The organism is Nocardia tenerifensis NBRC 101015 (genome assembly GCF_000308715.1).
GTDB classification, from domain to species: Bacteria; Actinomycetota; Actinomycetes; order Mycobacteriales; family Mycobacteriaceae; genus Nocardia; species Nocardia tenerifensis.
In genome coordinates this window covers 1-19,795 of the sequence record NZ_BAGH01000266.1, presented here as the reverse complement: position 1 = coordinate 19,795, position 19,795 = coordinate 1, and the positions used below count along the sequence as shown (strand labels likewise).

Genomic DNA, 19,795 nt, shown 5'->3' with positions numbered 1-19,795 from the left:
CAACCCGCCGTCAACGCGGATCGTCGGCGAATACCCGCCGCATCTCCGACAGTCGGGCCGGGTGTCGTCGGTAGAGGTATATGAGGACGGCGATGCCGATCAGGTACCAGGCTCCGATGATCAGGCCTGCCTGACTCGAGGGATAGCTCAGTGGGGTGACGAATTTCAGGACCGAGGTGCCGATTCCCATCGCGGTGAGCCAGGCGGGGACGAAGGCGGCGATGCCGAGGATCGGAATCACCAGGTGGAGTAGCCAATTGAACTCGGCGCGCTGCCGTCGCAGGTAGAACATCGTGCACGACAGGTTGAACACCATGTACACGGCGATCATGACGCCCGCCAGGACCGTGGCGAGCAGCACGAAGGCCTCGGTCGGGCCGAAGTAGAGGCCGAGCGGCAGACCGATGCCGAGCGATACCAGCAACTGGACGACCACGCCGACGTGCGGCGAGTTCCACTTCGGATGTGTGCGCGACAGTGCGGCGGGCAGCAGCCCGATCCGGGACATGGCGTACCAGGTGCGGGTCGTCGCCAGGGTGGCGGCGTTCCCGTTGGCGAACGTCGAGTTCAGGATGGCGAACAACGCCACCACCCAGCCGACTCCCCACACGTCCCGGGCCAGGGTTATCCACGGGCTTCCGTCGCCGAGCTCGCCGAAGCTCACATACCGGTGCGGTCCGAAGAACACGTCGCCCGCGTAGGTGGTGAAGACGTAGAACACGCCGATGGCGCCGCAGGACGCCACGACGGCGATCGGAATGGTGCGGCGCGGATTGCGGGCCTCCTCGGCGAGCGGGGCCGAGGCCTCGAAGCCGATGAAGGCGAGGATGGTGTAGATCGATGCCGCGGCGACGCCCGAAAACCCTTGGTAGCCCTCCACTGTGGCGAAATGCAGGGTGAAAACCGTTGCGGTGTTTCCGGTTCCGGCCTTGATCACGAGCCAGCCGGCCAGCACGAGGAACACGAGGATCTCGAACAGTCCGAGAACGGTGCCCACCTGCGCGCTGACCCGGACACCGCGGTAGTTCAGCAGGGCGATCAGCACGGCCGAGACGATCATGACCACGACCCACGTGGCGGTGAACGGCCAGTCGAACTCGCTGTGCATCACCGAGCCGACCAGGTAGCCGACGAGGACCGTCGTTGTCGGGCCGAGCAGCGCCTCGACGAGCGCGTAACCCCAGCCGACCAGGAATCCGATCACCGGATGCAGCGCCTCGGCCGGATACGTGTAGATGCTGCCCGCCGACGGGAGGTGTCTGGCCAGTTGCCCGATCGAACTCGCGACGAGCAGGCAGGCGGCCAGCGCGAGCAGGACCGCGAGCGGCAGCGCGCCGCCCGCATAGGTGGCGCCGACCGCGATCGACAGCGCGACCGCGCCCGCCGGCGCCATGGAGGTGACGGACTGGAACAGAACTTCACGCAGGCCGATGGCGCCGCGCGCCAGGCCCGGGGTTCCGGTGGAATCAGCGGGTGCCATACCCACCCCCTTCGTCTCCCGTCTTCGATGATGCGGCCGCCCCCGCTTTCGCGTGCTCGAATCGCTGTTTTCCGGTGTCCGGACTGTCGCGCGAGGGTCATGCTCGGGGTATGTCCGCCGATGAAACCCGCTCCCTGGCCTCGAGTTTCGCCTCGTACGGCGCGACGCTGCGCGGAACCGTCGGGCTCGCCTATGCGCCCGTCGGGGGAGCGCGGGTCGTCGCGCTCGGCGACTGGACCGGCGGCGTCGCCTGGTCGACCAGCAAGGTGCCGCTCGCGATCGCCGCGTTGCGCGCGGCGCCGGAAGCCGCGAAAAGCGATGTGGTGCAGGCTATTACCCGCTCTGACAACGCCGCGGCGGAGCGGCTGTGGTCCATGCTCGGATCGCCGGCCGTCGCCGCCGCGGCGGTGGCGGCCGTGCTCGGGGAGGCGGGTGACACCGGCACCCGGGTGCAGTCGCGACGTGTCCGGCCGGAGTACACCGCCTTCGGTCAGACCGAATGGAGTACCGCTCGTCAAGCCCTGTTCACCGCGCACCTCCCGTGTCTCGAGGCGGGCGTCGAGGTTCTCGCGCTGATGCGAACCCTCGATCCCGGGCACCGGTGGGGATTGGCGCGGTTGGCGGGGGCGGCCGCGAAGGGTGGATGGGGACCCGATGCGGAGGGAGCGCACCTGGTCAGGCAACTGGGCGTGGTTTCGAACGGATCCGGCTGGACGGCAGTGGTATTGGGTGCGCGACCGGCGTCGGGATCGTTCGCCGACGGAGTCGCCTTGCTCGACCGGCTCACCGAGTGGGTCGCCGCTCATCTCCGACGATTGCCCGCCGGACGTTGCCCACGATAGGCGCACGGCGGTGCGACAATGATGTCCATGGGCTATTCTCATCGCCGACTGAGCTGTCCAGGCATTTTGTTATGCGCGCTGAGTGTTGTTGTCGCACTGTCGCTCCCGGCTCGTGCGGAGCCCGCGCCGGAACCGCCCAGCGCCTATGTCGACGTCGCCGCGGCCACGGTGTGGACCTCGCCGCAGAGTCCCCGCCCGGTCGATCGGCCCGCCCTGACCAACCCGGTCGACATCCCCCGCTGGCTCGCGGACATGACGTTGGAGCAGGAGGAGGCCCTCACCTCCGACAACCTGACCCAGACCCAGGCGCTGTACGGAGATCGCGTCTATGTTCTTCAGCGCCAAGGTGATTGGGCCGAGGTGGTGGTGCCCGGGCAGCCCACCCCGAAGAACGCTCTCGGCTATCCCGGCTGGATACCCAGCGTTCAGCTGACCACCAGCCCGGATTTCGCCGCGCTGAAGGCCGTCGCACCGTTCGCCCTCGCCGATCACGGCGCGACCACCTGGCTGTACAGCGACCCCGCGCTGGCTCGCCGGGACATCGAGATCAGCGCGAACACCCGCCTTCCCGTGCTGGGCCGCACCGGTGACCGCATCATGGTCGCCACCCCGCGCAGCGGTCCGAAATGGCTGGACGCCGGCAGCGTCGACGTCTATCGAAAGCCCACGGACATCCCGTATCCCACCGCCGCCGATCTGGTGCGGTACGCGGCCGAGTTCGTCGATCGCCCCTATCTGTGGGGCGGACGCGCCGGATTCGGCGTGGACTGCTCCGGATTCACCTCGATCGTCTATCAGGTCCACGGGATCACCCTGCCCAGGGACGCCGGACCGCAAGCCGTCGAGGGGCACGGCCGCCCGGTCGACCGAGATGAGCTACGACCTGGTGACCTGCTGTTCTATGCGCATGATCTGAAGGACCCCGACTCGATCTATCACGTGGCGATGTACTTCGGTGACGGCCGGATGATCGAGGCCTTCGACTCGGCCACGCCGGTGCGTATCACCCCGGTCCGGTTCGGCCCGGACTATTGGGGTGCGCAACGCTATCTGCGCGGCTAGCCTCGACACCGACCTTGACTCTGCCGCAGCGGCATGGACTGGACTGTGCCCGGCACGCATGTGCCGTGACCTGACGAGCGGCTGCGTCCGGTGCACCGGAGAATCGAGAAGGAAAGTCATGAGAACCATTGCACGAGAGCTTGTTCTGAGCATCGGCGCTACCGTCGCGTGCCTGCTCGTCGCGCCCGTCGCGGACGCGACCCCGATCGCAGGGGTCGAGGCGACGACGCTGGCCGAGACCACGGTCGCCGACACGCACTACATCCTGCGCGAGCTGACCGTGCAGCCCGGCGGGACCACCGGATGGCACTATCACGACGGCCCGCTGATCGCGGTCGTGCGCAAAGGCGTACTGACTCACTACGATTCGAGTTGCGCCGTCGACGGCACGTACCGGCCGGGCGAGACGATCAACGAGCGCAGCGGAGTCGGGTACACCCACATCGGCCGCAATCAAGGCAGTGAACCGCTCGTGCTCGACGTCCTGTACAGGCTGCCGGTCGGCGCCCCGCCGGCCGAGGACGCCCCGAATCCGGGCTGCCCATTCCAGTAGCCCCGAACGCTCGGTGCTCGCCGAGCCCCGATCGGGCTTTACGAACCCGCGCTTCGCGGGGCGAAGTCGTCGAGTCCGTTGAGGCGTGTGTTGTGTGCCGAACGGATCAGCCAGTTCCCTTCGCGGCGCACGAGGACCGCGGTGATGAGTCCACGACGATCTTCGGCCGCCGGGGCGCCCGGCAGTACGTGATCGGGCCACGCCCACTCGGTGTGCACCAGCATCACTCCCGGAGTGAGCGGCTGGACGTCGATGACCGTCTGGCTGTAGTTCTTCTTCTGCGCCAGAACAGATTCCGGCACATCCAGATGTCCCCGCACATTCTCCTCCCGCGACCGCCACCACATCCCCCGGTGCGTAATGAAGTCGCAGTCCTCGGTGAACAACTTCCCCCACTCCCACATCTCGTGCCGAACCCACAGCTCGGTATAACGATCGAACAGTTCCCGTATCGCCACACTGTCATCGTCCATACCTCAGATTGTGAAACCTAAACCATGATCGAGGTCAAGCATGCGCTTGCCGATTAGAGTCTCTGGGAGACAAGGGATTGGGAGTTGCGCACTGCTATGAGTCATGGAACCGATGGTTCCGGCGACATGCGTTCCGTGGAGGATGTCGAGGGCGTCGCCTGGGGTGCGTCGCCGCCGGAGACGACTCACCTGATCCGGAGAGTTCACGAGCTGCGCCGGGTCCCCGTCTCCGAGTTCGGCGTCGAAGACCTGCGGATCATGTTGTCACAGAGTGTCGGAACCGCGGTGCTCTTGCCTCGGGCGCTGGAGGTGCTGGAACGAGACCCACTTGCTTCGGGCGACTTCTATCCGGGTGATCTTCTTGTAGCGGTGCTGCGGCTTGGGTCCGAACACTGGTCGGCCGATAGCGCTCTGTTGGACCGAGCCCGGCGTGTCGCGCAGCGGGCGGATGCCTTGATCGTGGAACCCGAGGACGCTGGCATCTCGGAGATTCGCCGGGCGGTCAACGGCTTCTTGTCCGAACCGAAGAAGGGGACGTAGGTGATGCCCTGTTCGGCGAGGGTGTCGATCGGGTCGTGGTCTCGGCGGAGGTTACGAGGGACGGGGGGTTGTCCAGCCCTCGAGTTTGAGGGGGCGGGTGGGGATAACGATGTTCGTGCGTGGGACGACAAATGGGTATGAGTCTGAAAAACGTTTCCTTACAACGGTTTATGGTACGCACGGGGGTGGTCGCGGTGGCGATGGCGGCCGCGGCGAGCGGGTTCGGGGGGAGTGCCGGTGCCAACCCTACTGATCCGGTGGCCCAGTTCACGCCGACGCTCACGCGGGTGCCGGGGCCGAACTGTGCCGCGATCGTCAATGCCGAGACGGTGCCTCAGGAGCGGTCCGGTGTGATCGGTGTCCGGGCGAAGATCACGCAGACCGGGGAGTTCTGCGGGGCCTACTACCTCACCGTGCATTGGCGCAACGTCGATACCGGCGCGACCGGCGGACAGTCACAACGTGTCGAAGGCACGTCGGTGGTCGGCATGCCGGACAACGTGATCACGGGCATCGGCATGGCGCCGGGCGCCGGGAAGGTGGAGGCGTGGATCGACACGTACTCCCAGGTCTATCCGCAGAATGTGGATTTGGAGCACCTCGGGGGCCGCGCGACGTTCACGCTCGGCTGAGCCCGCGGCGATTCGTTTCGGGCCGAACAGGTTTCGGCCGATCTCGAAACTGATCGCTCGGACGACTGAGCACACCCGTCTCGAACACCAGGCCCATCGCCGCCACGATGGGCCTGGTGGCGGGGAAGGCGGATGAGCCGATGCGGACGACTACCGGGGAGGTGGCTGCCGGTTCGCCAGTTCATCGACGAAAACCTTGGCACACTGCGTCAACTGCGCTGGCGTGAGCGAGCCTAAAACCTTGCCGCAGTCCGCATTACGGGAGGCGGCGGGCTGGGCAGGCTGCGTTTGGCCGGTGGCGTCCAGCTCGGTCAGCTGGACCGGAATCTTGTGGGTGGCGCTGATGTCTATCCGGTAGGCGACGCGGCCGTTGAATTCGACGAAGCCACGCCAAGTGTCGCCATCGATCGGGGTGAACTCGACCAGTTTGCCGCCGTTGGACATCACCGTGCCCGCGTTGGTCGCCAGCCATGAGCGGGCGTCGGCGTCGAGGTTGTCGATGTTGATCCGGCGCGGATCGGTGTCGTCGAACACGAACACCGACTGCGGATTCAGCTCGCGCCGATGCACCTCGTCGGCGGGGGTCACCGAATACGCGACGAACAGCTCGGAGGTGCTGCCGCGCAGCGTCATCGGCGTCACCCACTGGAGCCGGCCGGTGCGCTTGTCGCGTAACAGGTACTCGGCGACATTGCCGCTCTGCGCCTGCGAATGCGCGGGATCGAAGCCGAAGTGGTTGCGGTTCAGGTTTTCTCGGCCCGCCGCCCACTTGGTCTCCGTACGCTGCCGGGCGACAAGGGATTTCGGGTAGACGGGGCCCGGGAGTGTGCCGGCGGCGACGTCGGCTCGGTAGTCCGTGCTCACGTGACCGTGATCGCCGCGCACGATGATGACACCCGCGGGAGCGTCGACCGTCCGATGCGTCCACGGGATCGGCGTCGTGACGGGGATGACCACGACCGGTTGTTTGCCGTCGCAGTAGCCCCACACGTCGCTCATCTCGAAGCCGATCAGCGGAAAACGCTCGCGCAGCAGGTTCGTCAGGCTGTTCATTCGGGCGCCGCCGAAGGCCCGGTCGATGGCGTAGTCGCCGGTGAACGTGCAGGCGGTGACGTTGCCCTCGCCGGTCCACTCGGCCACCCCGCCCAGCGAGACGGTGATGCCGCTGCCGTCGAGCACCCCGCTCCACGAACCGAGGGTGCCGCCTCGCCCGTTGAGGTAGGTGATGGTTTCCGGACGCAGGCTGACCGCCTGTACGTCCCCGATCGCCCGCCCGAGGGCGATGGTGGCGCCGTCGAGCGACCCGACGCGGGGTTCCCAGCCCGCCGGCGACAGGTCGCCCTGCTCGACGCAGCCGTAGACATCGTGGCCGCCGCGGATCGCGCAGCCGCCGGAGTTCTTCGTGCCGCCGTCGGCGAGCAGGTGCAGCGACGACGGGACCCGCCCGGGATCGCGGGCGTAGAACGTGGTGGCGCCGGCGTAGAAGCGGCCCTCGTTCTTGTCGAGGTTGACCGCGAAAAAGATTGGTACGGAGAGCGTTACGACGAACAGCAGGGCACCGCCGACGGCGACGGCCCGATGGACGGCGTGCCCCTTGGGCCTGTCCCGGTACACCCGCGCGCAGTAGACGGTCAGCCCGACGACGTAGTAGATGACCACCCACCACAGTCCGCTGCCGTGCAGGACGACGTTGAACACCCACGCCCGCACGCTGTTCTGCCTGCCGAAACCGGGCGCGACCACCGCCCACAGCAGCCAGTAGGCGCCGATCAGCAGCGGCGGCACCGACCACAGGAGGAGAAACCGAATCGTCCGCGGCATATCGCCTCACCAGTCCTCGCCCGACTGTCGCGACGCCCACGGTCGTGGCAGTGGATATCTTGCTCAATCACACTGTAAGAGCGCGTATCCGCTGACGCACCACCCTGAATCCTTGGTATCCGAACGTAGTTGGTTACCAGCTTCGAAGCCGGTACATCACGCCCCCGGAAACGGACCCGGCCGCCGCTTCTTCAGCCTGTTGATCAGCCGGCGCTGCTCTACGAGCCCGGCCGCGGCCAATCTCGGCGTGACCGCGGCGGCGAAGGCGTAGAAGAGGATGTGATTCAGACCCGCGTCGAGATAGGGATCCAACCAGCGCTCGACGTCGGCCGCGGTGCCGGAGGGCATGAGACCGCGCACCACCTCGGGTGTGACGTGCCTGCTGTATTCGGCGAAGCGCTCGCCTTCGAAGACGGCGGGGTCCACCTGCGAGTAACCGAGGTTGTCGGCGCCGAGCGGGTGCGTCGCTCCGGCCGCGGTCCAGCTCGCTCCCGGCATGGCCAGGGCCATGGCTCGGATGAAGGGCGCGCGGCACAGTTCGTCGAGGACACGCTGGTCGGGTGCCAGCAGTGGGGCCAGTAAAACGCTGCGGTGCAAGGTTTCCGGGTCGCGTCCGGAGTCCTGGGCGGCGCGCGCGAAGTGGGTGGCGGCGGTGTGCCAGGAGGTGGTCGTGTCGTTGAGGATGAACATCCAGCCGTCGCCGTGCTGCCCGGCGATCCGGCACGCACGAGGTCCCTGCGCGGCCACCCATATCGGCGGAGTCGTGCCGTTGAGCGGCGGCAGCCCGAATCTGGCGTCGCGCCAGGCGTGGAACGGCCCTTCGTGGGTGAGCAGATCGCCGGGGGAGGACCATGCGGCGCGCACCGCGGTCAAAGCGTCGGCCAGCCGCCTGGCGCGCGGCTCCAGCGTCAACCCGTAGGGCACCGTGTTCTCGTACTCGCCCGACCCGATCCCCAGCACCACCTTGCCGCGCGTCAGATGATGCAGCGACATCCACGCCCGCGCCAGATCGGCCGGACTGCGCCGGACCACATCGGTGACCGCGACACCCATCACCGGCCCGCGCGGGCGAGCCCATCGGGCCAGCGCGACGGTTGGATCCAGGTACGCGTCCAGCGTGGAGACGAAGCGCGCCATCGGCGAGAACCGAGCGTTCCACGCGGCAGCCGGAAACGCCGACTTGGTGTGGTCGGAGAACCACACATCGTCGACGCCCAGCAGGCTCGCGGTCCGCAAGTTCAGCTTGATCGCCCACACGGGAGCGACGGGCTCGATCAAGTATCCGAGCCGAACCCGCTCACCTCGCGGCCGAACCTTGTACGGACTCTCACGTCGGCCCATCGCCCACCCCTGAAGGTAGAAATCGTCCTAGATTTATAGCAAGAAGCTAGAACTCCCGGCCCCGAAATCGAGGAACGCGTCGCTACCCGGCCCCGACGATCCGTAACGCCATGTCCGCGTAGGCCATCGCAATATCTTCAGGTGACCAATCCCCGTCATCGCGATACCACCGAGCGATATCGACACCGAGCGAGAGCAGGGCCACCGTGGCGATCCTGGCGTCGGGGATATGAAACACACCGTCGCGGATCCCCCGCTCGATCAATGCGCGCACCGCCTGATCGATCTGCCTGCGGATGCCGCGAATCTCCGCCCGGTGTTCCGAATTCAGCGAGCCCAGTTCATAATTCACGATCCGCGCGCGGGTGTGCCCGCGGGCGTGGTGCACCGCGAAATCGTGGATCATGGTGCGCAGCGCGCTCGCTGGATCGTCCGAGGAGACCGCCGCCTTGCGCACCAGCGCGAGGGTTCGGTCGTGGCCTGCTCGCGAGATCAGATAGAGCAGTTCTTCTTTGGATTTGTGATGCACGTAGACGGCGGCGGGGCTCATCCCCGCGGCCGCGGCGATATCGCGTGTTGTGGTCCCGTTGAAGCCCTTGTCGGCGAACGCCGCGGTGGCGGCTTCGAGAAGTCGTGCGCGGGTGGCGTCGCCGCGGGGCTCGGAGGTCTCGGTCATGGGATCGCCATTATCTCGTCTCGGTGGAAAACACACTGGTCGTGGGCGGGGTGACGTGGCTAACAGAGCATCGGAAGTCGAGGTCTATTGACGGTCGTCTGTGAACTCGGGCACCATCCTACTAAGCAAGCGCTTAGTTACTCCGCCGTCGACGCGGGCGCACGCTGACCGGCGTCTGAACCACACCCCGAAGAGGAGCACTTCATGAGCACCACGAGAACCGCCATCGTCACCGGTGCGGCCCGCGGCATCGGCAGGGGCGTGGCCCTGCGCCTGGCCGCCGACGGAATGGCCGTCGCCGTGCTGGATCTCGATGAGGCGGCCTGCGAGCCGGTCGTCGCCGAGATCGAGGGCGCCGGTGGCCGGGCCGTCGCGATCGGCGCCGACGTCGCCGACGAGGCCGCGGTGGCGGCCGCCGTCGAGCGCGTCGTCGCCGAGCTCGGGCCGCCCACCGTGCTGGTCAACAATGCCGGCGTGATCCGCGACAACCTGCTGTTCAAGATGACCACCGACGACTGGGACCTGGTGATGAACGTGCACCTGCGCGGCGCGTTCCTGATGACTCGCGCGGCCCAGAAGCACATGACCGCAGCCGGTTTCGGTCGCATCGTCAACCTGTCGAGCACCTCGGCGCTCGGCAACCGCGGCCAGGCCAACTACGCGGCCGCCAAGGCCGGAGTGCAGGGCTTCACCAAGACCCTCGCCCTGGAACTCGGCAAGTTCGGCATCACCGCCAACGCCATCGCCCCCGGCTTCATCGAGACCGAGATGACCGCCGCCACCGCCGCCCGCGTCGGCATCCCGTTCGAGGACTTCAAAGCCGGTGCGGCCAAGGAGATTCCGGTGGCCCGCACCGGTGTCCCGGCCGATATCGCGCACGCCGTATCGTTCTTCGTCAGCGAGGGCGCGGGTTTCGTCTCCGGCCAGGTGCTCTACGTCGCGGGCGGTCCGAAGGCATGAGAATCTTCCACGGCATCGCCGAACTCGAAGCGGCGGTCGGCACGCATCTGGGGTACTCCGAGTGGCATGAGATCACCCAGGATCGGGTGAACACCTTCGCCGACGCGACCGGCGACCATCAGTGGATCCACGTCGACACCGAGAAGGCGGCCCACGGCCCGTTCGGCACCACCATCGCGCACGGCTATCTCACCTTGTCGCTGGTGCCGACGCTGGCGTCGGAGGTGTACCGGATCGAGGGCATCGCGATGGGCGTCAACTACGGTGCCAACAAGCTCCGCTTCCCCGCGCCCGTTCCCGTCGGCGCCCGGGTCAGGGCCGGAATCGAGTTGCGGTCCGTGGCGCCGGGCAAAGGCGGGCATCTGGTCACCGCCGAGGTCGTCATCGAGCGCGAGGGCGGCGACAAACCGGTGTGCGTGGTCGAGACGGTGACGCTCGTGGTGGTGTGACCGGTCCCGTTCACTGTCGATCACGCTGCACGGCGTCGGTACACCGTTCTTGGGCGATGTGACCACGGGGAGCGAGATGACGTCGGTTGTGACGATCGGCGGTTCGCTGGACTCGGTGATCGGCGCGGCGACGGAGGGTTTGGACGTCGGGGCGCTCGACCGTGGTCGCTGGGCCGTGGTCGAGACCGGCGGCGCCGAGTAGGGTTGTGTCGCTTCTGAAGTCGGCTCCGGCGACGTGGTGGCCAAGGCCGTCTCGCTCGCGGCGTTCCTCGCCGGTGGCGGCGTCGCCCGAGCACAGCTGCCCCACAAGCCGAGCAGGATGGCGACGATCACCGCACCGACCAGGGTGCGCGGAATCCACTGGCGCCCAGGCGGATCGGGGCGTTGCGGCGGGCCTGCGCGTTCGGGTGGGACGAGCCGGGCCTGCCACTCGGCGATGGTGTCGCGGACCCGCTGGGTCTCGGGGTGGTCCGGCCCGAGCCGCGCGACGAAGTCGGGCAGCCACGCCTGCCACAGCGCGATCCGGTCGGGCAGTGCCGCCGAGGGCATCGCGCGCAGCGCGGACGGCCGCGCCGATATGTGCTGCGCTGATCGCGGTTTCCGCGCCGAGCAGATCTGGGCGCACCAGCATGGCGACCGCGGTGGACTTTCCGCTGCCGCCGGGACCGAGGATCGCCCGCAGCCGTTCGTGGCGTGCTCGGCGACGATGTTCACCTGGCCGCGCAGCACTTTGGTGACCTGAAGGTCGCGAACGAGGTCGTCGACGGTCGCCGCGTCGGGGCGGTCACGCACCGCGTCGCGGGCGCGGGCGACATTGGGCACCAACCACAATCCGTGATCGGGGCCGGACGTAGGTGATCCGGCAACGAACGAGAAGTGTTGTGGCTGTTGATATTCGCAGGCGTGCGCGACCGGCTGGAGCAGATCCGCGGACAGCAGGTTCTCGCCGCGGGCCGGTATTCCGGTGCGGAAAGTCCGCAGGGCCGAATAATCAGTCGACGGTGAAGTTTCGCCACCGGCCGTGTAACCCTTGCCCGCGTACCGAGGTGCTGTGTCCGTCGCGGATGGGGTGCAGGGTGATGATGCCGAATCCGATCTGCACCGTGCGCGGTAGTTGCGGTGCGTGGGCGGTGAAGACCGTCGCGCCCTCGATCTGCCACCGCACCGTCGCGTTGTCTCGGTCGATGATGACGGCGTATCGATGGAACTCGCCGGACTCGAACGCCACCTCGGCCAGCGGTGCGTGCACGACGTGGCTGAACGCGTCGTCCTTGTCGACCATCCCCGGCACGAAGAGCCGTTCGTGGATCGCGAACGCCTGCCTGCTCGTGGCGATCAGATCGAAGACCTGGGCGCTGCTCATATCGAGAACGTTGAAGGCGGCGAAGCCGTCTCGGTAATCCGCGCCGCTGACCCCGATATTCTCGGCGGCCATCTCCACCGCGAACGTACGCGGTCCGGTGGTGAGATCGAATTCCTCGACCGACACCAGGAGATGCTTCGGATTGTCGAGAATCTGGACCTGCGAGTGGGATCGGGTGAATGCCTCGATGCGCAGGCTCGCGACGCCGTCACCGACGTCGATTCTTGTCGCGGGGTCCGCGTAACGCCAGGTTTCGGTGTCGCTGAGCGGGACCTCCAGGTACCTCCAGCGATCCTCGCGAAGCTGCGGGCCGTCGAAGTCGTCGTATGTCTGCACCGGTGCGTTCACTCCTGCTCGGTGTCGTCGGACGCCGAAGCGTTCTCGCGATCGATCTTCGCGCGATGGAGGGCGGTCACCACGCCGTCGGCCGGCTCGGGTTTGTGACCGAGTCCGCCGAGCAGCAGGCGCTCCTCGGTCAGCCGAGGACGCAGCGCAGGCCCCATCGGCCACCAGTCGTCGAGTTCCACCAGGCCCGGCTCGACCAGCACCAAATCCCCGAAATACGAGGCGATTTGCGCACGGGTGCGGTACCAGCCCGAGCCCAAACCCATTTCGGTGAAACGACGTTGGAGTTCGATCGCCATGTCGTGGGCTTCGGAGCCGTCGTCGGGGTCGTAGAAATGCGTGATGGCGACGTAGGAGCCGAATGGCAGCGCGTCGATGTACTCGCGCATGATCCGGGCCGGATCGAGATCGTCGTCGACGTGATGGAGTATCCCGCACAGGATCAACGCGATCGGACGGGTGAGGTCCAGATGCTCGGTGACCTCCGAGTGCGTCAGCAGGGTATTCGGCTCGGTCAGATCGGCGGGCACGAAATGGGTGTAATCGTTGCTTTCGAGCAGCACCCGGCCGTGGATATTGCAGACCGGGTCGTTGTCGACATACACCACGCAGGCCTCGGGGTTCTGCTGCTGCGCGATCTCGTGCGTATTGCCGACGGTCGGCAATCCCGCACCGATGTCGAGGAATTGGTCGATGCCGACGGTGCCGGACAGATACCTCACCACCCGGTGCAGCCAGCGCCGGTTCATCCGCGCGACGTCGCCCTGCCGCGGCGCCACCTCGGCGACCTTGTCACGGACATAGCGATCGACCGGATAGTTGTCCTTGCCGCCGAGCGTGGCGTCGTAGACACGGGCGATGCTCGCGCGTGTGGTGTCCACACCGACCGGCGCCCGCACACCGGTCTGTGGAGTGGTATCGGACATGACGACCTCTCTGTTCGTCGGCGACGTGCCGGGATCCGGTCGTCAGCCATGGGAAAGCGGAAAGCAATGCGCCAGTGCGTGTTTCGAGCATGCGCGAGGCAAGCCTACCGCTCGGCGCGAGCGATGTCTCACGCGCCGGGGCGCCGGAGCACGCGCCCCGGTAGCCAGCCGCCCTGTACGTGCGTCACCCGCCACCAGTCGACGTTCACGATCAACGCTTGGATCGGCGTGGCCAAGAACGGCTCGATCTGCGGTTCCTTGCGGAGCAGGGCGTCGAACGTCTCCTTCCGGTCCGCGTCGGTGTCACGGATCGTCACGGTCGCCGAACCCTGTGCGAACGGATCGAGCAGTCCGCCCGGCACTACCTTCACCCCGACATTCGGGTTGGCCTTCAGGCAGTCCAGGGTTCTGCCACCGTCTTCCAGCACGATGGTGAGCCGGAACGGGTCGTCGTCCAGGGCGGTGAAGAACGCGTTCGAACACCAGTTGACGCCGTCCTTGGAGGTGGCGAGATCGATACTGGTGCGGGTGAGGATGCCGGCGAGTTTGTCGCGGATGTCAGTGCTCGACGTGTCGGCTGTTGTCATGTCGAACTCCTTTGGGACGGAGGGGATTACGGCTTGCGGCCGAGGCCGCCGACGATGAGTAGCTCCTCCGGCCACGGTGCGCGATGCCCCGGACCGCCCGGCCACCACTGGTGCAGCTGCACCAGCCCCGGCGCGAGCAACTCGACTCCGTCGAACAAGGGGGTCAATTCCTCGCGCGTGCGCCAGCGGCCGGTGCCGAGACCCTCGTCGTGCAGAGCCTGCTCGGCTCGCCGCGCCAGCGTGTGCAGTTCCGGGTCGGCCGCGCCGGGATCGAAGAAGTGGCTGATCATCACGTAGGAACCGGATGGGAGGCGCCGAATGTACTCGGCCATGATGCCGGCGGGATCACGATCGTCGTCGAGGTGGTGCAGTGTCCCGCATTGCATCAGCAACAGCGGCTGGTCCAGGTCGAGGTAGCGGTTGACCCCGGCGTCGGTCATGACGCGGGCCGGCTCGGTGAGGTCGAGATCGAGAAAGTGGGTGAACTCGTTGGCCTGCAACAATTCCCGGCTCCGGGTGACGCACATCGGGTCGTTGTCCACATAGACGACCTCCACCTCGGCGCCGAACTCCTGGGCCACCTCGTGGGTGTTCTTCTGCGTCGGCAGACCGCTGCCCAGGTCCAGGATCTGCCGGACACCGCCGATCTGGGTGACATAACGCACCACCCGCTCCAGCCAGCGCCGATTGGTCTTCCCGACATCGGCCTGATGGGGTACTACGGTGCGCAGGTGCTCGAACGCGGCGCGGTCGACCGGGAACCAGTCCTTCCCGCCGAGGGCATAGTCGTATACGCGGGCGATGCTAGGGGTATCGGGGTCTACATTTCCGAGACGGGCCTTCTCCTCGGCTGACGTCATGGCTGCTCCCTTCGTCCCGCTCGGCCACCGTCAGCTGCGACTGTACGCACGATGGCGCGCGACCCGCCCGGATTACTCACAACTATTGTGTTGTAGCCCTTATGGATCCACAGTGGAGGCGCGTTCGCGGAGTTGGAACGTTCCGCAGCGGTACCGTCACATGTGACCATCCCGTGCGGTGGTCACGCCGGTCGCCGGTAAGGTCGGTTGCCGATGCGGCGTTGTGGTGTTGCTCGACACGCTTCCCGCTGCATGGTTCTTCTGCTGGGAGGTGGTTCGTGGCGAACGATGTGGGCAGCGGCGGCTCGGAATTCCCTGCGGCGGAACGGGGTCCGACAGTCCTGCGCATAGCGCTCGGTAGCAGATTGCGTCAATTGCGGGAAGATTGCGGGGTCACCCGAGAGGCCGCGGGTGACTGGATCCGCGGCTCCCACGCCAAGATCAGCCGCATGGAGCTGGGTCGCACGGGTGTCAAAGAGCGCGATCTACGCGACCTGCTGACGCTGTACAAGGTGGTCGACGAGGACAAGCGCGAGACGTACTTCGAATTGTGCCGCCGAGCCAATGACCCCGGCTGGTGGCACCGCTACAGCGACCTGCTGCCGAGCTGGTTCGAAACCTATATCGGCCTCGAGCAGGCCGCGACCACCATTCGCACCTATGAGGGCCAATTCGTGCCGGGACTGCTCCAGACCGCCGACTATGCCCGCTCGGTGATCGAAATCGGCACCGACGAACCGACCGAGCGGCGAGTCGCCGTCCGGATGCGGCGACAGGAGATATTCCATCGCGCTTCCGCGCCCACGCTGTGGGCGGTGCTCGACGAGAGCGCGCTGCGTCGGCCGGTGGGCGGCGAACGAGTACTCGAGGATCAGATCAAACACCTGATCACGATGGCGGAGCATCCCAAGGTGCGCATCCAGGTGCTGCCCTTCTCGGTCGGCGGCCACGCCGCGATGGGCGGCTCCTTCAGCATCCTCCGATTCCCGGAGCCGGAACTGCCCGACATCGTCTACACCGAGCAGATCGCCAGCTCGCTCTACTTCGAGAAGCGACGCGACGTAGAGTTCTATAAATCGGTCATGGACCGCGTGAGCGTCCAAGCCTTGACACCGGCCAGGAGCGAGCAGTTCCTTCGCACACTGCTCGCCGAAGACTGACCGGACGACAGCGCCCCGCACGCGACACCGCTGCGCGTGGCGGCCGATCCGACGGTGCCTTTTCGCGGTCCGGCGCGGGGCCTGCCGCGCTCAGCCGAGCACGGCGTTGAGGATCGTGCCGGCGCTGGTGGCGATGAGGCCGCCGGCCATGGCTCCGGCGAGCATCTTCGGCGAGGCGAGCGGGCCGCCGTTCCATTTCTCCCAGGCGAATCTGCCACCGGCGTAGGTGATTCCGGTGACCCCGGACAGGAGCACGAACCAGGTGAAGTAGCGAAAGATCTGCAGAAGCTGGTCCGAGATCGGCGGTGCCTCCGGGTTCGGATCGCCGATCTGAGCGAGCAGAGCGTCGTGAATCGCGATGATGACCAATTAGCACCTCCTCGATCGACAGGTTGTTGACCTGAGCGATCGAACGGGTACCACTGCGCGGCCCGCACAGGCCCTCCGCAACCAGATCGTTATCGCCGTCGTTGACCGAGGCGTCGCATCTGTATGCACGGCCGGATAGGGCTACCGCAACGACGCGTCCCAACTACCCGGAGGTCGCCGACCGTTCGGCGTCCAGAGGGCGGCGCGTCAGGTCCTCACCACGGCGAGGGTGCTAGGCGGCCCGCCGTTTCGATGTAGGAGGTGCCGATATCAGCCGGCAGACCCCTCCGCAGGCTGCAACCGCAACGAGATGGAGTTGATGCAGTACCGCTTGTCGGTGGGCGTGTTGTATCCCTCGCCCTCGAACACGTGCCCGAGGTGGCTGTGGCAGTTGGCGCACAGCACCTCGACCCGGTGCATGCCGAGGGTGTCGTCGGATTTGAGGATCACCGCGTCGGACTGGGCGGGGTCGAAGAACGACGGCCAACCGCAGTGCGAGTCGAATTTCTCGGTGCTGCGGAACAATTCGGCTCCGCAGGCCCGGCATGCGTAGACGCCTTCGGTCTTGGTGTCGGTGTACTCGCCGACGAAGGGGCGTTCGGTCGCGGCCTCGCGCAGCACCGCGTACTCCTCGGGGTTCAGCTTGGCCCGCCACTCCTGGGGCGTCAGCTGGATGCGCGGCGCGGGCAGGGAGGTATCGGCTTCGGAACTCATCACTCCACGCTAATAGGTTTCGCGACGATCGGCGCGGAACCCTCGGCCGACCTGGACGAGTCCGCCGCGACGTCACCGGGTACCGGCTTGATCCAGGTGGGGTCGATGCCGAACTGCAGACGTCCCTCGCGCTTCGCGGCCAGATACCGGTCACCGAGCACACAGAACACCACGACGAGCAGCAGTCCCCAGCCGAAGGTAATGCGCAGGTACTCGAGGTCGCGGCCGAAGTGCTGCCAGCCGGGCCGCTCCGAGAGCCACTTGTCGTAACTCATGAACCCGAAGATCGCCAGCCACGCCGGCCAGTTGCGCAGCACGGAGTTGCGCAGCACCACCGTCATCAGGAACGGGAACAGCATCATCGAGTAGTACATCTGCCCCAGCGAGGACAGCAGGAACTCCGCGGTGAGCAGCACCCCGGACGCCGTGCACACGAAGAACAGCTCATCGTGCCGGTAGTAGCGCCACAGCAACCACAGCGAGACGGCGACCAGCACGCCCATGCCGAGCCGCATGAACCAGATCAGCCACGGCGGCAGCCCGTAGTACTCGCCGTTGCCCGATATCGCGCTGTTGAAGTAGTCGCGGGTCTCGAAGAGATAGGGCGCGGTGTGGCTGAAGAACTTCTCCGGATCCTTCGACAACGGCCACGCGATCGCGGTCAGCACCACCGGCACGCCCAGGGCGGTGATGAAAACCTTCCACTGCCCGCGCACCAGCGCGACCAGCAGCAGCGGCGCCAACGTCGGTTTGATCGCGATGCTGAGCCCGAGCGCCACACCGGCCCACAGATCTTTTCGCTGCAACAGCAAGTGCAGGAAGAGCATCTCGGCCAGCAGAACGCAGCCGTTGACGTTGGTGAACACCAGCGTGTTCGTGACCGTCTCCGACATGAACATGGCGAACAGCAACACCGGCGCGACAACGGAACTCAGCGTGAACCGGAACAGCCGCAGCAGCAGATACCAGGCGACGATGATCGCCACGGCGTTCAGCAGGATGAACAGCCAGCGCGCCTTCTCGTAGTCGTGGATCCAGGCCACGGGCGCGATGAGCAGCGTGCCGCTCGGGTAGTACAGGTAGTGCGGGTCGACGGAGTCGAAGTTGGCCGTGTACACCGGCCGCCCGTTGAGAAAGTCGAGCGAGGCCTGGTAGACCGGCCGGAAGTCGTCGGTGATGAAACCATTGACAGCCTTGATGAAAACCCGGTTCAGCACAGTCATGACCGCGATGGGCCAGAGTGCGAACTTGATCACCTCGGCGGTGGTGCGAGCACTGCGGGGCTCGAGCTGTCGAAGTAACACTGGGGCACGGTACACCGGATCAGCTTGTCGCGGTTGTCCGGACCTCTTCGACTCGCCGCTGGGGACGCTGTTCCGACCGCGGGATCACGCCGGGCAGGCGGTCCCGTCGGCGGGCAGTTTCGCGTCCTTCAGATAGTCGACCATCGCCCGCTGCGCACAGCTCGAGTGGGTCGAGACCGGGTGTCCCCAGCCCTGCCAGGTGAGTCCCGCGTGCCGCGCCCCGGCCGCGCCGAGCGCGCCGGAGACCGAGGCCTGTCCGGCGTTGCCGACCACCGGATCGGCGATGCCGCCGAGCACCAGCACCGGGATGGTGAGTTTCTCGGGCATCGCGGGCGCGGTGGACACCGGCCAGGCCGCGCACTCCATCAGCTCGATCGCCGTGTTCTTGCCGAACACCGGGTACTTCGCGCCCCAGGTGCCCATCAGCTCCTTGGCCTTGGTCGGGGTCGGCGGTTGCTGAGTGTCGGTGCAGCGGTTGACGAATTGGCCGTCGCCACCGGTGGCCGAGGTCTCGCGCTGGATGAGGGTGCCCAGGCCCGCGCGGTCGCCGCGCCCGGCCGCGGACAGCGCGTCGGCGAGTTCGCGAACCCGGCTCGCCTGGTCGGCGCGTGGGCTGCCGAGAAAACCGGAGACCGCGGTGAGCAGGGCGGCGGCCGAGATGTCGCCGAGCCCACCGGTTCCGGCGCGGTTCACCAGGTCGATGACCGCGGCGCGCGGATCGGGGCCGAGCGAGCAGCTGATCGCGGTGCAGCGCTGGGCGAACGCGGTCATGGCCGCCTCCGCGCCCGCCAGCCGCTGCTCGGCGCGGGTAATGGCGTCGGCGTTGACGGCCTCGGGGGAGTCGACGACGAGCCTGGCCAGATGATCGCCGTATTTGCGGGCGTAGCTGAGCGCGACCTTCGCACCGTTGCCGGTGCCGAGCAGCGCGATGTGGTCGACCTGCCACTGCCTGCGCAGCTGCTCGAGGTCGTCGGCGGCGTGCTGGGCGTCGAAGGCGCCCTCGTAGGGCTGGAGGAAGTCGCGGCAGGCGATGGTGCCGTCCTGGCTGAGGGCGGTCATCGCCTCGACGGGATCGTTTGCGCCGGGGCCGAATTGGGCGTTGTCGGCGAGTCCCTTGCGGACCTCGGGCGGCAGGCAGTCGATCGGCTGCGAGCTGCCGATCCCGCGCCGGTCCACCGCCACGATCGGGCGCGCGGCCAGCAGCGCGCTCGCCGGCCCGGCGGCCAGCCCGGCGAGGGTGGCGGTCGAGGAGCGGTCCGTGCCGGAGGTGAGGACCAGCGGGGCGGCGTCGGCCGGGGTCTGCGGCAGTTTGGCGCGGATAGCGGCCGTGCGGAAGTT

The 19,795-nt window shown here is 67.0% G+C and carries 23 protein-coding genes; 10 read left to right on the top strand and 13 right to left on the bottom strand.

The features are described from left to right. Nucleotides 1–10: 10 nt before the first annotated feature. Nucleotides 11–1,480, bottom strand: a complete 1,470-nt coding sequence (locus tag ON39_RS20740; protein ID WP_040736778.1) for an APC family permease — start codon at nucleotides 1,478–1,480, stop codon at nucleotides 11–13. A 110-nt stretch (nucleotides 1,481–1,590) separates the two neighbouring features. Between ON39_RS20740 and ON39_RS20735 the strand changes: the two genes are divergently transcribed. The 3 genes from ON39_RS20735 to ON39_RS20725 all read left to right on the top strand — a co-directional run bounded on the left by ON39_RS20735 (nucleotide 1,591) and on the right by ON39_RS20725 (nucleotide 3,937). Beyond that, complete coding sequence (locus ON39_RS20735; protein ID WP_051186856.1) at nucleotides 1,591–2,322, top strand: hypothetical protein; 732 nt, start codon at nucleotides 1,591–1,593, stop codon at nucleotides 2,320–2,322. Nucleotides 2,323–2,349: 27 nt separating this feature from the next. After that, a complete protein-coding gene (locus ON39_RS20730) occupies nucleotides 2,350–3,384 on the top strand; it encodes a C40 family peptidase (RefSeq protein WP_040736795.1) in 1,035 nt (344 codons plus the stop codon). Between the two features lie 118 nt (nucleotides 3,385–3,502). Further along, nucleotides 3,503–3,937 carry a cupin domain-containing protein gene (locus ON39_RS20725; protein WP_040736777.1) on the top strand — a complete coding sequence of 145 codons (435 nt, stop codon included), beginning with the start codon at nucleotides 3,503–3,505 and terminating at the stop codon, nucleotides 3,935–3,937. Nucleotides 3,938–3,975: 38 nt separating this feature from the next. Here ON39_RS20725 and ON39_RS20720 read toward each other — a convergent pair whose 3' ends face one another. Beyond that, nucleotides 3,976–4,410, bottom strand: coding sequence for an SgcJ/EcaC family oxidoreductase (locus tag ON39_RS20720; protein ID WP_040736776.1), 435 nt, complete (start codon nucleotides 4,408–4,410; stop codon nucleotides 3,976–3,978). 126 nt (nucleotides 4,411–4,536) lie between these two features. Here ON39_RS20720 and ON39_RS20715 point away from each other — a divergent pair, with 126 nt between their 5' ends. Together ON39_RS20715 and ON39_RS20710 are read left to right on the top strand one after the other, a co-directional pair. Next, the gene (locus ON39_RS20715) at nucleotides 4,537–4,950 is read left to right on the top strand and encodes a contact-dependent growth inhibition system immunity protein (RefSeq protein ID WP_040736775.1); all 414 of its coding nucleotides are present in this window, start codon (nucleotides 4,537–4,539) and stop codon (nucleotides 4,948–4,950) included. A gap of 137 nt (nucleotides 4,951–5,087) precedes the next feature. Beyond that, nucleotides 5,088–5,582 (top strand): hypothetical protein, encoded by a 495-nt coding sequence (locus tag ON39_RS20710; RefSeq protein ID WP_255219286.1) that lies wholly within the window; start codon nucleotides 5,088–5,090, stop codon nucleotides 5,580–5,582. 150 nt (nucleotides 5,583–5,732) lie between these two features. On the opposite strand, the gene ON39_RS20705 is transcribed toward ON39_RS20710, so the two are convergent. The 3 genes from ON39_RS20705 to ON39_RS20695 form a co-directional block, all read right to left on the bottom strand. Then, nucleotides 5,733–7,403, bottom strand: coding sequence for a hypothetical protein (locus tag ON39_RS20705; RefSeq protein ID WP_051186854.1), 1,671 nt, complete (start codon nucleotides 7,401–7,403; stop codon nucleotides 5,733–5,735). A 156-nt stretch (nucleotides 7,404–7,559) separates the two neighbouring features. Continuing rightward, complete coding sequence (locus ON39_RS20700; protein WP_157195499.1) at nucleotides 7,560–8,681, bottom strand: LLM class flavin-dependent oxidoreductase; 1,122 nt, start codon at nucleotides 8,679–8,681, stop codon at nucleotides 7,560–7,562. Nucleotides 8,682–8,826: 145 nt separating this feature from the next. Then, nucleotides 8,827–9,420 (bottom strand): TetR/AcrR family transcriptional regulator, encoded by a 594-nt coding sequence (locus ON39_RS20695; RefSeq protein WP_040736769.1) that lies wholly within the window; start codon nucleotides 9,418–9,420, stop codon nucleotides 8,827–8,829. Between the two features lie 204 nt (nucleotides 9,421–9,624). Here ON39_RS20695 and fabG point away from each other — a divergent pair, with 204 nt between their 5' ends. The 4 genes from fabG to ON39_RS48905 all read left to right on the top strand — a co-directional run bounded on the left by fabG (nucleotide 9,625) and on the right by ON39_RS48905 (nucleotide 11,571). Then, complete coding sequence (gene fabG, locus ON39_RS20690) at nucleotides 9,625–10,380, top strand: 3-oxoacyl-ACP reductase FabG (protein ID WP_040736767.1); 756 nt, start codon at nucleotides 9,625–9,627, stop codon at nucleotides 10,378–10,380. Next, the gene (locus tag ON39_RS20685; protein WP_040736765.1) at nucleotides 10,377–10,829 is read left to right on the top strand and encodes a MaoC family dehydratase; all 453 of its coding nucleotides are present in this window, start codon (nucleotides 10,377–10,379) and stop codon (nucleotides 10,827–10,829) included. Before fabG ends, ON39_RS20685 begins: the two co-directional genes overlap by 4 nt. Nucleotides 10,830–10,905: 76 nt before the next feature. Then, on the top strand, nucleotides 10,906–11,031 hold the full coding sequence (locus ON39_RS50730) for a hypothetical protein (RefSeq protein ID WP_255219285.1): 126 nt from the start codon (nucleotides 10,906–10,908) through the stop codon (nucleotides 11,029–11,031). A gap of 33 nt (nucleotides 11,032–11,064) precedes the next feature. After that, nucleotides 11,065–11,571 carry a hypothetical protein gene (locus ON39_RS48905; RefSeq protein ID WP_146251401.1) on the top strand — a complete coding sequence of 169 codons (507 nt, stop codon included), beginning with the start codon at nucleotides 11,065–11,067 and terminating at the stop codon, nucleotides 11,569–11,571. A 249-nt stretch (nucleotides 11,572–11,820) separates the two neighbouring features. Here ON39_RS48905 and ON39_RS20675 read toward each other — a convergent pair whose 3' ends face one another. The 4 genes from ON39_RS20675 to ON39_RS20660 all read right to left on the bottom strand — a co-directional run bounded on the left by ON39_RS20675 (nucleotide 11,821) and on the right by ON39_RS20660 (nucleotide 14,910). Further along, nucleotides 11,821–12,528: a DUF6081 family protein gene (locus tag ON39_RS20675; protein WP_146251404.1), complete on the bottom strand. Its 708-nt coding sequence runs from the start codon at nucleotides 12,526–12,528 to the stop codon at nucleotides 11,821–11,823. 8 nt (nucleotides 12,529–12,536) lie between these two features. Next, a complete protein-coding gene (locus tag ON39_RS20670) occupies nucleotides 12,537–13,463 on the bottom strand; it encodes an SAM-dependent methyltransferase (protein WP_083894575.1) in 927 nt (308 codons plus the stop codon). Between the two features lie 128 nt (nucleotides 13,464–13,591). Next, nucleotides 13,592–14,050 (bottom strand): hypothetical protein, encoded by a 459-nt coding sequence (locus ON39_RS20665; RefSeq protein WP_051186853.1) that lies wholly within the window; start codon nucleotides 14,048–14,050, stop codon nucleotides 13,592–13,594. A gap of 26 nt (nucleotides 14,051–14,076) precedes the next feature. Continuing rightward, nucleotides 14,077–14,910 carry an SAM-dependent methyltransferase gene (locus tag ON39_RS20660; protein ID WP_040736759.1) on the bottom strand — a complete coding sequence of 278 codons (834 nt, stop codon included), beginning with the start codon at nucleotides 14,908–14,910 and terminating at the stop codon, nucleotides 14,077–14,079. Between the two features lie 278 nt (nucleotides 14,911–15,188). Here ON39_RS20660 and ON39_RS20655 point away from each other — a divergent pair, with 278 nt between their 5' ends. Beyond that, complete coding sequence (locus tag ON39_RS20655) at nucleotides 15,189–16,070, top strand: Sco1979 family transcriptional regulator (protein WP_246003230.1); 882 nt, start codon at nucleotides 15,189–15,191, stop codon at nucleotides 16,068–16,070. 90 nt (nucleotides 16,071–16,160) lie between these two features. Here the strand turns inward: ON39_RS20655 and ON39_RS20650 are convergent, their stop codons facing one another. The 4 genes from ON39_RS20650 to ON39_RS20635 all read right to left on the bottom strand — a co-directional run. Beyond that, nucleotides 16,161–16,439, bottom strand: coding sequence for a hypothetical protein (locus ON39_RS20650; RefSeq protein WP_040736757.1), 279 nt, complete (start codon nucleotides 16,437–16,439; stop codon nucleotides 16,161–16,163). A gap of 270 nt (nucleotides 16,440–16,709) precedes the next feature. Further along, entirely contained in the window at nucleotides 16,710–17,153 is a 444-nt protein-coding gene (gene msrB, locus ON39_RS20645) for a peptide-methionine (R)-S-oxide reductase MsrB (RefSeq protein WP_040736755.1), read from the bottom strand. Then, nucleotides 17,153–18,457, bottom strand: coding sequence for a glycosyltransferase family 87 protein (locus tag ON39_RS20640; protein WP_246003231.1), 1,305 nt, complete (start codon nucleotides 18,455–18,457; stop codon nucleotides 17,153–17,155). The genes msrB and ON39_RS20640 overlap by 1 nt, the downstream gene beginning before the upstream one ends. Before the next feature lie 84 nt (nucleotides 18,458–18,541). Continuing rightward, on the bottom strand, nucleotides 18,542–19,795 hold a 1,254-nt coding region (locus ON39_RS20635; RefSeq protein ID WP_040736753.1), incomplete at its 5' end, for an alpha/beta hydrolase.

Bases quoted from the DNA above. Each gene is read 5' to 3' on its own strand.
- ON39_RS20740 (WP_040736778.1), bottom strand. From the start codon at position 1,480: ATGGCACCCGCTGATTCCACCGGAACCCCGGGCCTGGCGCGCGGCGCC.
- ON39_RS20735 (WP_051186856.1), top strand. From the start codon at position 1,591: ATGTCCGCCGATGAAACCCGCTCCCTGGCCTCGAGTTTCGCCTCGTAC.
- ON39_RS20730 (WP_040736795.1), top strand. From the start codon at position 2,350: ATGGGCTATTCTCATCGCCGACTGAGCTGTCCAGGCATTTTGTTATGC.
- ON39_RS20725 (WP_040736777.1), top strand. From the start codon at position 3,503: ATGAGAACCATTGCACGAGAGCTTGTTCTGAGCATCGGCGCTACCGTC.
- ON39_RS20720 (WP_040736776.1), bottom strand. From the start codon at position 4,410: ATGGACGATGACAGTGTGGCGATACGGGAACTGTTCGATCGTTATACC.
- ON39_RS20715 (WP_040736775.1), top strand. From the start codon at position 4,537: ATGCGTTCCGTGGAGGATGTCGAGGGCGTCGCCTGGGGTGCGTCGCCG.
- ON39_RS20710 (WP_255219286.1), top strand. From the start codon at position 5,088: ATGAGTCTGAAAAACGTTTCCTTACAACGGTTTATGGTACGCACGGGG.
- ON39_RS20705 (WP_051186854.1), bottom strand. From the start codon at position 7,403: ATGCCGCGGACGATTCGGTTTCTCCTCCTGTGGTCGGTGCCGCCGCTG.
- ON39_RS20695 (WP_040736769.1), bottom strand. From the start codon at position 9,420: ATGACCGAGACCTCCGAGCCCCGCGGCGACGCCACCCGCGCACGACTT.
- fabG (WP_040736767.1), top strand. From the start codon at position 9,625: ATGAGCACCACGAGAACCGCCATCGTCACCGGTGCGGCCCGCGGCATC.
- ON39_RS20685 (WP_040736765.1), top strand. From the start codon at position 10,377: ATGAGAATCTTCCACGGCATCGCCGAACTCGAAGCGGCGGTCGGCACG.
- ON39_RS50730 (WP_255219285.1), top strand. From the start codon at position 10,906: ATGACGTCGGTTGTGACGATCGGCGGTTCGCTGGACTCGGTGATCGGC.
- ON39_RS20670 (WP_083894575.1), bottom strand. From the start codon at position 13,463: ATGTCCGATACCACTCCACAGACCGGTGTGCGGGCGCCGGTCGGTGTG.
- ON39_RS20665 (WP_051186853.1), bottom strand. From the start codon at position 14,050: ATGACAACAGCCGACACGTCGAGCACTGACATCCGCGACAAACTCGCC.
- ON39_RS20660 (WP_040736759.1), bottom strand. From the start codon at position 14,910: ATGACGTCAGCCGAGGAGAAGGCCCGTCTCGGAAATGTAGACCCCGAT.
- msrB (WP_040736755.1), bottom strand. From the start codon at position 17,153: ATGAGTTCCGAAGCCGATACCTCCCTGCCCGCGCCGCGCATCCAGCTG.